Origin of the sequence: Nocardia pseudovaccinii (assembly GCF_050942345.1) — a bacterium.
Classification (GTDB): domain Bacteria; phylum Actinomycetota; class Actinomycetes; order Mycobacteriales; family Mycobacteriaceae; genus Nocardia; species Nocardia pseudovaccinii.
In genome coordinates this window covers 3,504,950-3,520,157 of the sequence record NZ_CP192074.1, presented here as the reverse complement: position 1 = coordinate 3,520,157, position 15,208 = coordinate 3,504,950, and the positions used below count along the sequence as shown (strand labels likewise).

The following is a 15,208-nucleotide window of genomic DNA, read 5'->3' as shown; positions in this document are numbered from 1 at the left end:
CCGCTTTCACTGCGTTCGTCGCCGGTATCGACAGCGGCATGATCGGTCGTCCCGCTGAGCATCTTTGTCTGGTAATCGGTGGTCCCGCTGTCAGGGGGGCGGATAAATTCGGTTGCATCGCGGTCAGCGATATCGGTTGGGTTGGAATCGTTCGGACCGGGTTCGTTACTATCCAATGATTGCATCAGGAATTAATTTCTTTTCGAAACGAGTAGTGCCTGTCAGGATTTCCGTGTTCCGGTCAGCCGAATGCCGCCGGGGATTCGGCGTGCGGAATGAGCAGCCGCGGACTGCCGGAGCCGTCTGCCGGGACCGCCCAGATATCCGAGTCGTCGGTGCCCCGCGGGATCGCGTAACCGATGGTGTTCGGGTCCAACCAAGCCGACTGGTCGTCCACGCTGCGGGTTTCGGCCAGCGGGGTCCGCGCGCCCGACACCAGATCCAGCACCGACAACCGCCAGCCCTTCGCGGGGTCCCCATCGATCGCCGACTTGAAGGCGATACGTCTGCCATCCGCGGACAGCGATGGGCATTCCACGTTCTGCGCGATGGTTCGGACGCTTTTCGCCGCGATATCACCTTCCACGAGGTACCGGTGTCCGGCCGTGGACATCGTGGCGTAGAAGGTGTTGCCGTCGGCGGCGAAGGTGATACCCCAGAAGTTGAGGTCGGCAGCGGTGTAGGGATGGCCGTCCAGGGTCACCGTAAGGAATTCCAGTGAGTCGATCATGTCCCCGGTCTCGAGGTCGATCAGCCCGGCTCGGGTGGAGAACCGCCCGTTGTTATACGAGTCGCCCGCGACGAACACCGTCCAAGCCGCCAGTCGCCCGTCCCCGGATACCCGGGTGCGATTGGGCACGCCGACCAGCGGGATTTCCTTCTTCACGTCGAGTGAGCTGTCGAAGACGGCGGCCTGGAAGGTGGGGAGCGCGCCGTCCTGCCGTAGACAGATGCCGGTGCCGCCTGCCGCGTCGACCCGCAGGCAGTCGAGCGCGGATACCGAGCGTGAGCCGCCCGGATCCTCGGTGGCAACAATCGCCAGGTGGCCCTTGCTGTCCGGTGCCGTGCTGCGGAACAGGATTCCTGGCCCGGCCGTGAGACTCAGCCCGTTGGTTACGGACACCGCAGGTCGCACGCGGGTCACCGTGAACACGCCGTAGCCGACCGCGACCGCGGTCAGCAGCGCCGCCCCGAGTAGTGCGAGCAATACCCGCCGAGTCATGCCTGCTCCTCGGCGACCTCGGCGGTGTCGGAGCGGTTCGTGGCCGGGATGCCACGCAGCAGCAGACCCAGGACGAGCACAGCCGCCGCGACCAGAACCGCGGCGATCCGGCTCGCGCTCGCCGGTCCCCACACCGTCCAGGCCAGCCCGAACAGCACCGAGGACACCAGGTAGGACAACGCCTGTCCGGTCTGGATCAGCGCGATTCCGGTGGTGCGCACGGATTCGGGCAGGACCGGGCTGGCCAGGGCCATGAGCACCCCGTCGGTGGCCGCATAGAACAGGCCATAGAGGGCGAGCACCACCAGCAGCAAGGCCGTGCCGCCGAAGGGCCCGAACAGCAAGAGATACACCAGCACCAGCGCGGTGTAGCCGCCGAGCACGACCCTCAGCCGGCCGACCTTATCGGCGAGCACACCCAGCGGCGTGGCCAGCAGCAAATACGACAGGTTCGTGCCGACGGCCAGCAACGGGAACCAGCTGACGCTGAGGTGTTCGCGCTGTTGCAGCAGCAGGTAGACGAAGCCGTCGCCGATGGTGACCATCCCGGCCACGCACGCAGCCGCCACCAGCCGCCGCACCGGCGCCATCCTCATCAGCCCGCCGAGCGCCGAGGGTGACACGGTGCCCTTCGATGGCTGTTCGCCGCGGTGATCCCGAACGAACAGCACCAGTACGAATACGCCGAATACGGCAATGCAGAAGCTGGCCACGAACACCGCGTCGTAGGCTTGCGCGGTCGCGGCAAGGATGCCGAGCGCGACCAGCGGCCCGGCGAAAGCTCCGATCGTGTCCATCATCCGGTGCACGCCGAACGCGCGGCCGTACAGCTGTGGTGGGGTGGACAGGGTGATCAAAGCGTCACGTGGCGCTGTGCGCAGACCCTTGCCGGTGCGGTCGATCGCGATCACCGCCCCGATCGCGCCGACCGAATTGCCCACCGCCAGCATCCCGATTTTCGCAGCAGCCGACAGCCCGTAGCCCATCCCCGCGATGAACTTGCGGCGCCGCGTCAAGTCTGCGATGTATCCGCCGACCAGCCGCAACAGTGCTGTCGCCCCGGTGTAGGTGCCGTCGACGACGCCGTAGACGGCGGGGCTCAGGTGCAGCCCGACGACCAGGTACACCGGAAGTACCGCGGTCATCATTTCCGAAGAGATGTCGGTGACCAGGCTGACCGCGCCGAGCGCGAACACGTTGCCGCTCAACAGGAAGAACACGTTTCTTCGCGACGGTTTCGTGGCGTCGTCCCCGGCGTGCGGACGGTCGATCGTGGACAGGTACATGGGTGTGCCACCTCAGTGAGTTGCGGGAGCCGCTCGCGGACACGCCATCGGCATGCCCGCGAGCGGGGTGATTACCAGCTACCGATCAGTCGCGGATATCCGCGAACGGTCAGTTCCACACGTTGGTGATCTCCGAGGCGGGGTTCAGGTGGGACAACCCGTAGGCGCTCTCGATGGTGCTCAGCACGTTGTAGTGGTTGATCTGGTTGGAGAAGGTGCCGACCTGGGTGTGTGCGCCGACGAACGTGGTGAAGATGTGGTTGGACGAACCGCCGTTGTCCTCGTCGAAGGTGACGATGAGCAGGCTGTTGTGCGTCTTGGCCCACTGCGCGTAGCCATCCATGTGGTTCTGCAGCCACGTGTCACCGGTGCTGATCGAACAGTCGTGCATGTCGTTGCACATGTCGGGCGCCACGTACGAGACCGTCGGCAGCGTCGAATAGTCCGACGGGAACTGGCTGAACCGCACATTGCTGGTCGCCGGCACATTGCTGAAGAACGGTGCCGCATTGTGCTTGCGCCGGTACGTGCCGCTCGAGCAGCCGGTGTAGCCGTCCGAGGGCATGGCCTCGGAGTAGCTCTTGTAGGACTTGCCCGCGGTGATCAGCTGGTTGGCGATGTTGTTGCCGCCGAAGGTGTGCGGGCAACTGTCGTCGGTGATGCCCTGGGTCGACCCGGAGAACATCGCCAGGTAATTGGGCTCGCTTGGGTGCGTGACCGCGAAGGACTGCGTGAATTTCGCTCCTTGGCCTGCCAGGTTATTGAAGTAGGGGGCGCTGGAGCTACCGTTGATCTGCGAATAGGAATGGTTCTCGAACATCACCAGCACGATGTGGTCGAACACCGGAACGCTCGTCGCCGCCTGCGCGTTGGACGAGCTGACGACAGCGGACGTCGCCATACCGATAAAAGCCGCGGCCGCCATGATCGCGGGCGCAATGCGCTTCCTGAACACGAATCCTCCTGAGGGATAACCATGCCCTGGCAGCACCAGGGCCGGGCAATCCTAAGAACCCGCAGTCGCCGTTATCCCAAATATTTCGAGGACGCTAGATGTGCGCGAAATGAACAAATAAAGCGATAAAACTATTCCCCCCGGGGGCAAAAACAAACTGGTCACATGAAATAAAATGAACTGGTCATATGAATAAAAGAAAACTGGTCATGTGAATAAATCGGAGACCTTGGATCTAATGGGCGCTGTGGCGGCTCCAGGTGGTCAAAGATTGAGCGCTACTCCGGTTCTGACGGTGAAGCTGGGCAAATCCTGGAGCGAGACGGTTGCCTCGTAGGTGCGATCGAAGCCGGTGGAACTTATCTTCCAGCCGTCGGCGGTGCGCCGATACCGGTCGTTGTAGAAGGCGGCTCCGATCAGCATCAGGTCTTGCTCGAGCATGATCACCCGGTCCTGCAGATACCAGCGACCGGTCGCCTCATCGCCGTACACAGTGATCTCCGGATGATTCACTCGGTGCTCGGTGAGGACGGCCGCACCGAGGGCCGACCGCATGAACTCGACCAGATCGGCGCGATTGGCAAACCTGAGATTGCCGCCCTGATGGCCGTCTTCGCCGTAGTCGCCGATGACGTCCTCGGTAAGAGTGTCTTCCAAGACGTCCCATGCCTTGGTGTCGATGGCATACAGATAGCGGTATTTGACCTGTTCGATGGCCTCGATGTCGCCCATTGACCGATCCTCCTCAGCCCCGGTCCCAGCGGTCGTAGCCGCTGGCCGCTACGGCCTGGCTCAGCGCTCGGGAGTCGTAGGTGAAGGAATCGACCGGGTCGAACTCGATCACCACACGCCCTGGCGTGTCGAGTAGCGCGGTCTGCTGACGCAAGGATTCCTCGTCGGAGGCCATCCCGACCCGCGCCAAGAACAACGGCAGGAGCCACCGCACCAGGTCGCGGTCACCGTCGTGTACCTTCGCCATCGTCTTGGTGGTGACCATCGCCCCGATCATTTCGGTGCCCAGACTCGACACCACGATGCAACTCTGCGGGCGGGCGCGCAGTGCCCGCACCCGCTTCCGGTTGGTGGTGGTGTGGACCCAGAATTTGCCGTCCGACCAGACGAAAGAGTGCGGCATGCCGACCGGCCAACCATCCTTGTTGGTCCAACAGACGGTGCATTCGTTCTGCAGCTCGAACAACCTCTCGCGGTCGTCATCAGACAGCTTGAAGGCCGACAAATCCTCGAGGTTATCCAGTCTCTTTTCCATACCGGCAACGCTACGGCGGATGCACGCACCTCCGATCCCACGTTTCCGCTCGACGAGACGGCTTGGGGGGCAAAGAATTAAGGAGCGAGGGCTGCGGGTGAGCTGACGGGAGCTCTCAGATGAGGCTCTTGTTTTTGCGGATGCGCCAGCGCAGGTCTCGCATCAGCCCGTAGGTGGGGGCGAAGCGCAGGAAGCGCGGGATGAAACGGTTGACGAACCCGACGAACAGGAAGAGATGCTCGAAGCGGCGTTGATCGGCGTCGGTCCATTCGACCTGCAGTTGCTCCTTGAAATATGGCGCTAGAAAACCGATCGTCAAGAACTTCAACAGGTTTCGGAACGGCAGCCGCAGATACCAGTGGATCATGCGAAGGTTGAGCAGATCATCGAGATAGGCGCGGACCTTGTCGTCGAGGACGGCGTGGCTGCTCGCCTCGTTCCAGTAGCGATCGAAGTCCTTGCGCGTGGCGGGCCACATATCCTTGGTGACCTGCACACCGGTCGCCAGGGTGGAAGCGGTCTGATAGAACTGCTCGGCCTGCTCATCGTTCATCTTGCCGTGCAACAACTGGTAGGTGTCTTCGAATCCGATGAAAAGACAAGCAGCGACCCACTTTTGGAGATCACGATTGAAGGCGTTGTACTTCACCGGACTATCGGGGCCCGACCGCACCTGACGGTGCGCTACGTTGATCGCCTCCCGATAGGCATCGATCTCATCCTGGGTGCCCAGGATCGCCACCGCCAGATATTGCGTGGTGGTCCTGGCCCGCTTCCACGGATGCACCATCAACGCACCCGACTCCACTCGGCTCTCCGAAACGCCGTAGCCGACACCAGGTCGCGCCATCTGCATCACCACATTGGCGGCGGCACCCGCGAAATTCCAGAAGTCCAGTGCGTCAGCGAGTTTCAGCGGCCGCTTGGTCTGCGAGCGATGGATGGCCGGAATATGGATCCGGGTTTCCCTGGTGGTCAGTGGCCCCAGGGTGGGCAGCGGTTCAGCGATGGCGGTCATCGGATTCCTTCCATTGTCGGGTTCTGCAGAGGTCGAGTGAGGTGTGTGTACGTTCTGTCGTTCTTCTCCCCCGACCTGACACCGGACGACCATGCTGCTCCCCAGCTACCAAGAGGCCGAAGTAGTATGAATCTACAGTAACTTATTAGCCGCCAGCGCACTGGTAAACGCGGAAAGAACTGGACGCAGATCCCAATTTCAGCTGGTCATTCGCACCTTTTACCGACCGTTGCTGCTCACGAATATTGGATAACATCAGCAATCAGGAATCGACAAGCCGCGATCATGCGCCGGGCAGCCACGATCGGGTCCATCCGGGCGGCAGTCCAGCATCGCCGATCCCACGGACGACGCGGAGTGCGGGCTCTCGACGAGCTCGACAGGGCACGCTCAGCGTGAGAAGCGCACGGGCACAACCCAATCGAGTACCGAAACGGCGCTCAGTGGCTGAGGAGGTCCCGGTAGGCTTCCAGGATGCCGCGGATGGATGGCGTCACGAGCAGGTCACCGTCCAGCGGTGCCCATACGTAATCGGCGTGAGCCGACAGGACGATCGGGCCGGTGGCCGCCACCTCGACGGCGAAATGCAAGCGTCGCACCGGTTTTCCGGCCGGCGACAGGTAGTCGAAGTCGCCGATGTGGTGGCCGATGTCGGTGACGGTCAGTCCGGTCTCTTCGCGGACTCCGCGAATCAGTGCGGCGGAGACCGATTCGCCCGGTTCCACGGTGGCGCCCGGAAGTTTGCGGGTCAGCGGGAGCGGTCCGGTGCTGTGGGCCTCCAGCAGCAACACTTCCCCGCCCCGGTCGATGATCGCACCGACTCGCAGACCGACTCCATCACGTTCGCCGCGTGGAAGCGCCTCATCGAACATCGATACCGACATCGGCGGACTCACCAGCCTTCGGTCGGGCGGACGCGCCGCATTCGGAGGGAAAGCAATCAACCCAATATTAACGTGACGTGCCGCCGCAGGACAGCAGGCACCAGAGGTGTGTTCGCGCAATTGATTTCGCCCGGTTTCCCCGCCGACCGGAGGCGCCTCCGCAGGCTTCTGCTGAACCGACTGGATGCAAGTTTTGAACGCACAGGTTTCAATACCTAGTCCCTGATGTTCACGGTGTCCGGAACCGAGGTTCACCTGTAGCGAATACAGCGCCTGTTGGCTGCCGCTTGTCGGTAGCTCGAGATTGTCTGCTTCTGTATCGTCGTGTCTGCACTTACCGTCGGGTGGCGGACGTTTCGACACGAACGGCCGTGCAGCGGAGGTGCCGGGAGGGTTCGAAGTACTCGCTTGGGTCCACGAAGTGTTGTCGCGCAACGGTAGCTCGGAGGGAACGACGGAGAGGGGCGTAGGTGGCAACAGCTGCGCAATTGCGAGCAGTGCTGGCGGTATTGCAGGCCGACATGGAAAAGACCGCCTCCGGCTGGTCTGCCGAACCGCCCGTCGAACGCGCCGAGCTTGCGGGTCGGCTACACGGTTTGATCAGTAGTGAGCTGCGGGACTTGGTAGTCCAGGACCCACTCGGGCAGTACAGGGGCCACTGGTCGATGGCCGCGACCGCGGAGCAAGACGCCGTAGGTGATGTGTCGGTGCAGGCGCAGTTCGACGCACGGTGGCTGCGTCACCACATCGCCACACTGGCCTCCCGCAATGCCCCTACGCCCGTGCCCGCGCTACTGGCTGCCGCGGTTCAGGCCGTCGACGCCGCGACCACCTTGCTGGCGCTGGCCCGCGATCCCCGGGGCGAGGGCAGTCAGGCCGCGTGGCAGGCGGTAATCGATGATCTCGCGATCGCATTCCATCTGGTCAACGACGAACACGACGCCGTCACGCAGCCGATTCGCTGAGTGATCACCGGTTCCGGACGGCGAGATAGACGAACCGGAACCGGTGACGATGTCAGTCGCCTTCCGGGGTGTCGGTATAACGCTGCAGGTACAGTTGCTCGCCCAGCTTCTCGATCAGATCGAGTTCGGTCTCCAGATAGTCGACGTGCGATTCCTCATCCTCGAGAATGGACTCGAAGATGCGCGCGGAGGTGACATCACCGCGTGAGCGCATCAGCTCGATACCGCCGCGCAGCCGGTCCACGGCCTCCATCTCGATCTTCAGATCGGCCCGCAACTGTTCGGGGACGGTCTGGCCGATGCGCAGCGGGTTGAGCTTCTGATAGTTGGGCAGCCCCTCGAGGAAGAGGATGCGATCGGTGAGCACCTCCGCGTGCTTCATCTCATCGATGGACTCATGGCGGGTGTGCTTGGCAAGTTTGGTGAAACCCCAGTTCTCCTGCATCTTGGCGTGCAGAAAGTACTGATTGATGGCCGTGAGTTCGGCTGTCAGCTGCTCGTTGAGCAGCGTGATGATTTCCTTATCGCCTTCCATGGGGGTGATGGTGTCACAGCTCACAATCGGCGAACCGGTAAGGACGGCCTATCGTGTCGGACTACGCTGCGGGCACCTCGACGCCCTGGGCAGGAGTCGCGCAGGCTCGGCCGACGACCTCGGAAAGGCGCCGGGTACAACTGCCGCAGCCGGGCTTCCAACCGCACGCCTTTTTGACCTGCGCGGTCGAGCTGGCGCCTGCGGCGACACAGCTGTGCACGTCCGATTCGGAGACGGCGTTGCATATACAGACGTACACGGATGCCTCATTGTGCGAGCGGGACACTTCACGAGGTTAGCCTCATCTAAAGAGGTAAGCCTCCCCTAATGTATAGCACCCTCATCCCGATTCCTGTCAATAGCCTCTCGGCACTATTCGAGGTTTTGATCCCCACCGCCCTACTGGATGCGGCGGACGAGCCGGGCTCGCTCGAAGAGGCCCAGCAGGTGCTGCGCCTCCGCTTTGGACAGTTCAGGTGCCGCGCCGAGTACGTCGGCTACGTCGAGCGAGACTCCGGTCGGCAGCTGGTTCACCCACTGACACGCGGGTAGGTAGCCCCGGTCGAGTTGCACGGTCGTGGTCGAGGTGTCGCGGAAGCCATAGGCGGTTACGGAGATTCCGGCGGTTTCGGCGCGGGCGGTGTCGACGTGCAATGCGCATTGACCGGCTCGGACAAAGGTGGTTTCGGGAGTCACGGGCAAGTCGGGGACCGGTGACCGGACCAGATCCTGGATGCTGATTCTGGCGACCGCGTCATCGAAGGCATCCTGGGCGGCGGTGAGCCACTGCGTGTTGTCGAGGTCGTATACCGATTCACGCCAGTACGGCTCCCGGAGCAGTTCGTTGCGGAGCGAAGCCAGCAGGAAGTCCAGGCGTAGCGGTGGGATCAGCAGGATATGCAGTGAGATCGATTCCTGGTCGGAACTGGTCTCGTGCCAGTAGCCGCGCGGAACATGCAGTACTGCGCCCGGTTCGAGCCGGTACTCGGCCGCGTCGTCGGGTATTTCCGATGGCGGCTCGCCTGCACCGTAGATCCGCATCACCGCGGACACCGGATCATTCGGCGCCCAGCCCTCCAGCGGAGCGGGCGCGAAGCGATTCGGTGCGACCCGCCAGGTCTTGCACCCGGTCAGCTGCACCGTGATGACATCGACCGGATCGAAGTGCACGGAGGTGCCTGAGCCGGGGCGATTGCAGAAAAGCTGGCATTTCGCCGATTTCGCGGAGACCCCGAACGCGTCGGCGGCTTCTTTTGCGAACGAGGCGAATTCGGCGACGTCCTGATAGAACAGCGTGGTGCCGGCTGCGTAGAAGGTTCGCGCGCTGTCCGGGCGGATAATCGCCGAACCGAGCGTGCCGTCCAGCAGCGGCAACCACGCCGATACCTGGCGGACCCGCTTGACGAACAGGTCCTCGACGGACTGGATGGCGAGCGCCTCGCGAAGCCGTTCGGCCAGGTCCGCGCGCGGTTCGGTGACCAGTACCTCGCGGCCGAGCACACCGTCGCGGAATTCCGCCAGATCCAACGGCGTGAACCAATCGGCGAACCCGAAACCTGTTGACGTGTCGGTCATTTGTCGTCTCGCTGCGGGCTGAAAACGAGCTGGGCGGGACGATTCGCGAACTCGTCCACCAAACCGTCTGCGACTATTACCGCGGACTTGCTGATCGGGCGCACCGTGACATCGCCCTCTTCGGGAACCGGTTTCGACCTCGCGACCAGTCCCGACGGACGGTTGAGGAAACCGTCGACCTGCCCGGCCGTGATGGTCACCTCGACCTCACCGATCGGGCGGACCGCATAGTCCTTCTCCACCTCGTGATCGACCTGGACATGAACGGCGGGAGGGACTTCGGGATTGTCCATGATGGCCATCGGCTACTCCATGTGACGGCGTTGGAAGCGAGTTCACCAGCGATGCAACGTCTTTCAGCGATCGCGGGGACTGCGTGATTGGTGCCGCCAATGCTGCCAGGCAGGCGAGCGAGCGTCGAGGACCGGGTCCGCTGAACGAACCCGCAACGCGATCGCCGGACAGCCGGTTCGTCCAGCGGACTATGCGCTGGACGCGTACCTACCTGCCGCGACAGTCTGGACAGACCGCCGACACCCAGAGGAGTGAGCCGATGCCGATCATGGACAATCCCGAAGTCCCTCCCGCCGTTCATGTCCGGGTCGATCACACCATCACGAAGGACTACGCGATCCGTCCGATCGGTGCGATCGAGACGACCGTGACGGCCGGGCTGGTCGACGAGTTCTCCGGCCGCGCAAGGCGACAGATCGTGAAAGCGGCGGCGGTTCGCGACGAAGGCGAACCGCCGGGCAGAATTCACGACGAGGGAGAACCACCTGGCTCGTGATCGCCCGAGGTTCCCGCAGCACCGTGAGACGTCGGTGAAACGCGGATGAGAGCTGGAAGTCGGAGGCTTCTCACTATCTGAACGGGAGGACAGACAGTGAGCGAAGCAATCACGCAGAACACGGGAACCATCGGCGGGCGCAGCGTGCTCGAGGGGGCATTCGCCCTGCTCGAGGTGCTCGCGCACGGCAACGAAATGGGTTTGACCCGATTGGCGGTGGCAGCGGGATTACCGAAGGCAACGGCGTACCGGCTGCTCAACCAGTTGGTCGCCGAGGGGGCGGTGCAGCGGCGCGAGGGCCGCTATCAGATCGGCCCCCGGGTGTTCCGGCTCGGCCAGACCTGGCAACCGGCGCGGCTGCTGCGGGCAGCCTCGGCCCGGCCCCTGCGACAGCTCACCGCGGCATCCGATCGCGGCGGCTTCAGCCTCGCGATGACCGACCGGGGACACACCATGCTCATCGGCGGCATCGGACGCGAAATCGACGAGATCTTTCCACTGCGGCCTGGTGTACTGCTGCCGCCGGGCACGGCCGCTGAGCAGGTTTTGGCTTTCGGTCACCCGAATCCCACACCGCCGGAAGGTTTTTCGGCGCGCGAATGGACTCGCCGAGTCGACATGAGCGATGGGGACCTTGCCTACGACACCGATATGAGCCGATTCCCACTCGCCTGTGTGGCTGCGCCGGTGCACGGCCCCGCGGGTGAGATCGTCGCGGCGCTGGCGGCCACCGTGGCCGAAGTCCAGCGAATCCCGGCCGCGGCCGACGCGGTAAAGCGGGCGGCGGGATTGGTCAGCACCAATCTCACCAAACTCCTCAGATCACACGGAGTGCTGACACTTTGACCGGATATGACGCGACCGGTCCTTGCCGCACTACGACAGGAACCGGCCGTGGATGTGGTCGCTGATCACATGCCGAGCATGGAACGCAAGAAGTTCACGGTCATCCAGAACATATCCATCAACATCGGAAACTCACCTTCTTCGCAAGTAGCCGTCATAACCCGCCATACCCAGCGATACGACAGTTACGCAGCGACTCGCCAACCATCGGTCGACCGCCGCGGCACCGATTCCCTGCGCACCACCGTCACGTACGGACGGGTACGGCCGACAGACGCGCCCGAGCCGTCTCGTACTCCTCGATGAGGCGGTCGACGACGGCGGCGGCCGGACGCACCGCGTCGACGTTGCCGATGCCATGACCGGCACCCCAGACATCGCGCCAGGCCTTCGCATCCTTGGCGCTGCCACCGGCGAAATTCATTGCCGCGGAGTCGGATCCGGGTAGCGCATCGGGGTCGAGTCCGGCGGCGATGATGCTGCCGCGCAGGTAATTGCCGTGCACGCCGGTGAAGAGGTTGCTGTAGACGATGTCCGAGGCGGTCGAATCGACGATCATCTGCTTGTAGTCGGGTTCCGCGTTCGCCTCCTCGGTGGCGATGAACATCGACCCGATGTAGGCGAAGTCGGCACCCGCCGCCTGGGCGGCCAATACCGAGTTGCCGTGCGCGATCGATCCGGACAGCACCAGCGGTCCGTCGAACCAGCTCCGGATCTCCTGGACCAGGGCGAATGGCGACTGGGTTCCCGCGTGACCGCCCGCGCCCGCCGCCACGGCGATGAGCCCGTCGGCGCCCTTGTCGACGGCCTTGCGGGCGAAGACATTGTTGATGACGTCGTGCAGCACGATGCCGCCGTAGGAGTGGATGCGTTCGTTGACCTCCGGCCGCGCACCCAGCGAGGTGATCACGATGGGGACGCGAAATTCCTCGACCACCGCGAGATCGTGGTCGAGCCGATCGTTGGTCTTGTGCACGATCAGGTTCACGGCGTACGGCGCGCTCGGCGTCTCCGGATTTCGGGCATCGAATTCGGCCAGCGCCTCGGTGATCCGGGTGAGCCAGTGCCGCAGTTCGGATTCCGGGCGTGCGTTGAGTGAGGGGAAAGACCCGACTATGCCCGAGGTCGACTGGGCGATGACCAACTCAGGATTCGACACGATGAACATCGGGGACGCGATAACAGGCAGGCGCAGTAGGTCGCGCAGGATGGGCGGCACGCTCATGGAATCTCCTCGAACACGGCCGGAGGTCGGGAATGCGCTGATGGTGACGGCCGCGACGGAAATCAGGATACTTTATTGCGCAATAGGACCGGCGTCGTCGGGCCGAATCCTCGAATATCCGCAGGTTCCAGCGCTGTGAGGTCGAAGTCCGGATGTCCGGCGAGCGCCTCGGCCACCGCGGGTGCGACCAGTACGGAATTCGGTTCGGTGCGCACGGTGAGCCGACTCGCCAGGTTCACCGTGGTGCCGAAGACGTCACCCAGGTGCCGGGCCACCGGCCCCAGCGCCAAACCCACCCGCAGGCCGCGGATATCGGCATCGTCTTCGAAGGCCGCGATCAGCCCGGTGGCGATATGCGCGAGGGCAGCGGCGTTATCGGCAGTGAACAGCACCTCGTCGCCGAGCATTTTGACGACGTCACCACCGCGGTCCACGACGATCTCGGTGACGCGATATTCGAATCGCGCGATGAGGCGCGTCAACTCGATATCGGAGCGATCCCGGCTCAGTTCCGTGAAGTCGACGATATCGGCGAAGCCCACGCCCGACACGGCCGACGTGGACTCGTCGGCCTCGGGCATGGCCACCGCGACGCCCAACTGGCGACGCCAGATCTGCCCGAGCAACCACTGCACCTCCGAGGTCCGGTCCGTCAGGACTCGGACCGCGTCGGCGCGCCCGATACCGTTCGCTCCCGACCGGCTGGTGACGATCTCCACCTGCAACTGCGCCAGATGCGCGATGGAGCGACTCAATACCCGGGCCAACCGCAGCGAATCCGGTTCGGCCACCGCGCCTTCGGCGACGAACCCGGTCATCATGCGCAGCATCTCGATATCGGATTCGGTGAATTCGAGATCGGCCGCATCCGCGGCCGGATAACCGAGCGCGCACCAGTACCGGCGGGCCCGCGCGAGCGGTATCCCGGCGGCGGCCGCGGCCTGTGCGGCGGTGTAGCGCGGGGCAGCGGTCACAGCAGTGAATATCCGCCGTCGACCGTGATCGTCGTGCCCGTGACATAGGCCGAGGATTCGGCGGCCAGGAACAGATAGATGCCGGGCAGGTCGGCGGGAGTTCCCCAGCGCCCGAGGGCGGTATGGCCGACGATATCGTTCTCGCGCTCGGCATCTCGGTGCCAGTGCGCTCCCATCCCGGTGTCGAACCAGCCGAGCGCGACCGCGTTGACGGTGATCGCACGCGGTCCGAGTTCCTGCGCCAGGGCCTGAACCAGGGCGTGGGCACCGCTCTTGGAGGCCGCGTACGCGGAAAGTCCGGCGCGCGGCCGCTGGCCGATGACCGAACCCGTGACGATGATCCGACCGCCCTCCCCCATCACCTCCGACGCGGCACGCGCGCCCAGGAAAGTCCCGGTCAGATTGACATCGATTATGTCGCGCCATACGGCGGGCTTGGTGTGCGTCACCGTCGAAACCTCCGGTGACACACCGGCATTGCAGATCCACACGTCCACGCCACCGAAGCGCTCGACCATGCGTTCGGCGACGGTGTCGTTGAACTCGTCGTCGCGCACATCACCCGCGCACACCAGCGGGTCGCCGCGCAGGGAGTCGGCCACCTCGCGCAGCGCGCGCTGCGACCGCGCGACCAATCCCAGCTGTGCCCCCGCCGCGTCGAAGGCGGTCGCGAGCACCCGTCCCAAGCCGCGTCCGGCGCCGGTAATGACTACGCGTCGCCCTGATACGTCGGCATGCACCATACCCATTGCATCTCACCGTCCATCCACCGATAAATTCTTCGACCGGTCGGTACACTGTACCGCGAACGTAGCACATAGACGGAGGCATCGAATAGTGAGCAGCAATCCAGCGCCCGCCAAGGTCGGGCTCGAGCCGCATCCCGCCGACGAGCGACTGGCCATCCTGCGCATCGATCGCCATCCGGTGAACGCGCTCGACCAGGAGATGTGGGATCTGCTCGAAACCGTTGCGGCGGAGCTGCACAGCAGCACCACCTATCGGGCGGTCGTGATCACCGGCCGCGAACACTTCGCGGCAGGCGCCGATGTGAAGGAGATGCTCGGCCTGTCCACCGAGGCATTCGGACAGCGAAACCGGGTGCTGCAAAAAGCATTTCACGCCCTGGCTACGGCTCCGCAGATCACGATCGCGGCGATCAACGGCTACGCACTGGGCGGCGGCTGCGAGCTGGCGCTGGCCGCCGACTTCCGCATCGGCGGTCGCGGCGCCGTCCTCGGCCTGCCCGAGATCACGCTCGGGATCATGCCCGGCTCCGGTGGGACGCAACGTCTTTCGCGGATCATCGGACTCGCCGGAGCGAAGGATCTGATCCTCAGCGGACGCCCCGTGCGCGCGGAGGAAGCCTTGCGCATCGGCCTCATCGATCAACTGCTCGACGACGCCGACGTGTTCGACGCCGCCGTCGAGCGAGGCCTCTCGTACGCCCGCGGCCCGCTCGCGCTCAGGTACGCGAAGCAGGCGATCGATGACGGGTTCGGCATGCCGATCGAGGATGGGCTGGCTCTGGAAGCCGACCTGATCACCCGATGCTTCGCAAGCGAGGACGGACAGCGCGGTCTGCGCAGCTTCGTCCAGGACGGCCCGCGAAAAGCAACCTTCCAGGGCCGGTAACCGTCATTGTATGTACTGACCGATTGGTCTA

18 protein-coding genes are annotated in these 15,208 nt (G+C 64.0%); 4 read left to right on the top strand and 14 right to left on the bottom strand.

The window, feature by feature from the left end; translation table 11 throughout:
- Window positions 1-241: 241 nt before the first annotated feature.
- The 7 genes from ACQPZ2_RS15770 to ACQPZ2_RS15740 all read right to left on the bottom strand — a co-directional run bounded on the left by ACQPZ2_RS15770 (window position 242) and on the right by ACQPZ2_RS15740 (window position 6,632).
- On the bottom strand, window positions 242-1,222 hold the full coding sequence (locus tag ACQPZ2_RS15770) for a hypothetical protein (RefSeq protein ID WP_433526238.1): 981 nt from the start codon (window positions 1,220-1,222) through the stop codon (window positions 242-244).
- The gene (locus ACQPZ2_RS15765) at window positions 1,219-2,508 is read right to left on the bottom strand and encodes an MFS transporter (protein ID WP_433526237.1); all 1,290 of its coding nucleotides are present in this window, start codon (window positions 2,506-2,508) and stop codon (window positions 1,219-1,221) included. Before ACQPZ2_RS15765 ends, ACQPZ2_RS15770 begins: the two co-directional genes overlap by 4 nt.
- Before the next feature lie 109 nt (window positions 2,509-2,617).
- Window positions 2,618-3,463 carry an alkaline phosphatase family protein gene (locus ACQPZ2_RS15760; RefSeq protein ID WP_433526236.1) on the bottom strand — a complete coding sequence of 282 codons (846 nt, stop codon included), beginning with the start codon at window positions 3,461-3,463 and terminating at the stop codon, window positions 2,618-2,620.
- A gap of 264 nt (window positions 3,464-3,727) precedes the next feature.
- A complete protein-coding gene (locus ACQPZ2_RS15755; protein WP_433526235.1) occupies window positions 3,728-4,195 on the bottom strand; it encodes a nuclear transport factor 2 family protein in 468 nt (155 codons plus the stop codon).
- A 13-nt stretch (window positions 4,196-4,208) separates the two neighbouring features.
- Window positions 4,209-4,730, bottom strand: coding sequence for a hypothetical protein (locus ACQPZ2_RS15750; RefSeq protein WP_433526234.1), 522 nt, complete (start codon window positions 4,728-4,730; stop codon window positions 4,209-4,211).
- A gap of 115 nt (window positions 4,731-4,845) precedes the next feature.
- Window positions 4,846-5,748 carry an oxygenase MpaB family protein gene (locus ACQPZ2_RS15745; protein WP_433526233.1) on the bottom strand — a complete coding sequence of 301 codons (903 nt, stop codon included), beginning with the start codon at window positions 5,746-5,748 and terminating at the stop codon, window positions 4,846-4,848.
- A 440-nt stretch (window positions 5,749-6,188) separates the two neighbouring features.
- Entirely contained in the window at window positions 6,189-6,632 is a 444-nt protein-coding gene (locus ACQPZ2_RS15740; RefSeq protein ID WP_433526232.1) for an NUDIX hydrolase, read from the bottom strand.
- A 470-nt stretch (window positions 6,633-7,102) separates the two neighbouring features.
- Between ACQPZ2_RS15740 and ACQPZ2_RS15735 the strand changes: the two genes are divergently transcribed.
- On the top strand, window positions 7,103-7,597 hold the full coding sequence (locus ACQPZ2_RS15735) for a hypothetical protein (protein WP_433526231.1): 495 nt from the start codon (window positions 7,103-7,105) through the stop codon (window positions 7,595-7,597).
- 52 nt (window positions 7,598-7,649) lie between these two features.
- Here the strand turns inward: ACQPZ2_RS15735 and bfr are convergent, their stop codons facing one another.
- From bfr to ACQPZ2_RS15715, 4 genes are all read right to left on the bottom strand, one after another.
- Entirely contained in the window at window positions 7,650-8,132 is a 483-nt protein-coding gene (gene bfr, locus ACQPZ2_RS15730; protein WP_063038646.1) for a bacterioferritin, read from the bottom strand.
- Window positions 8,133-8,193: 61 nt separating this feature from the next.
- Window positions 8,194-8,391, bottom strand: a complete 198-nt coding sequence (locus tag ACQPZ2_RS15725; protein WP_433526230.1) for a (2Fe-2S)-binding protein — start codon at window positions 8,389-8,391, stop codon at window positions 8,194-8,196.
- Between the two features lie 140 nt (window positions 8,392-8,531).
- Window positions 8,532-9,707, bottom strand: coding sequence for a JmjC domain-containing protein (locus ACQPZ2_RS15720; RefSeq protein ID WP_433526229.1), 1,176 nt, complete (start codon window positions 9,705-9,707; stop codon window positions 8,532-8,534).
- Window positions 9,704-10,009, bottom strand: a complete 306-nt coding sequence (locus ACQPZ2_RS15715) for a hypothetical protein (protein WP_433526228.1) — start codon at window positions 10,007-10,009, stop codon at window positions 9,704-9,706. Before ACQPZ2_RS15715 ends, ACQPZ2_RS15720 begins: the two co-directional genes overlap by 4 nt.
- Window positions 10,010-10,260: 251 nt before the next feature.
- Between ACQPZ2_RS15715 and ACQPZ2_RS15710 the strand changes: the two genes are divergently transcribed.
- A complete protein-coding gene (locus ACQPZ2_RS15710; RefSeq protein WP_433526227.1) occupies window positions 10,261-10,497 on the top strand; it encodes a hypothetical protein in 237 nt (78 codons plus the stop codon).
- A 96-nt stretch (window positions 10,498-10,593) separates the two neighbouring features.
- Window positions 10,594-11,343, top strand: coding sequence for a helix-turn-helix domain-containing protein (locus ACQPZ2_RS15705; RefSeq protein ID WP_433526226.1), 750 nt, complete (start codon window positions 10,594-10,596; stop codon window positions 11,341-11,343).
- A gap of 247 nt (window positions 11,344-11,590) precedes the next feature.
- On the opposite strand, the gene ACQPZ2_RS15700 is transcribed toward ACQPZ2_RS15705, so the two are convergent.
- From ACQPZ2_RS15700 to ACQPZ2_RS15690, 3 genes are all read right to left on the bottom strand, one after another.
- Window positions 11,591-12,568, bottom strand: coding sequence for an NAD(P)H-dependent flavin oxidoreductase (locus tag ACQPZ2_RS15700; protein WP_433526225.1), 978 nt, complete (start codon window positions 12,566-12,568; stop codon window positions 11,591-11,593).
- Window positions 12,569-12,630: 62 nt separating this feature from the next.
- A complete protein-coding gene (locus ACQPZ2_RS15695; protein WP_433526224.1) occupies window positions 12,631-13,542 on the bottom strand; it encodes an adenylate/guanylate cyclase domain-containing protein in 912 nt (303 codons plus the stop codon).
- A complete protein-coding gene (locus ACQPZ2_RS15690) occupies window positions 13,539-14,291 on the bottom strand; it encodes an SDR family NAD(P)-dependent oxidoreductase (protein ID WP_433526223.1) in 753 nt (250 codons plus the stop codon). The genes ACQPZ2_RS15695 and ACQPZ2_RS15690 overlap by 4 nt, the downstream gene beginning before the upstream one ends.
- Before the next feature lie 88 nt (window positions 14,292-14,379).
- Here ACQPZ2_RS15690 and ACQPZ2_RS15685 point away from each other — a divergent pair, with 88 nt between their 5' ends.
- Window positions 14,380-15,177, top strand: a complete 798-nt coding sequence (locus ACQPZ2_RS15685) for an enoyl-CoA hydratase/isomerase family protein (RefSeq protein WP_433526222.1) — start codon at window positions 14,380-14,382, stop codon at window positions 15,175-15,177.
- Window positions 15,178-15,208: the final 31 nt, after the last annotated feature.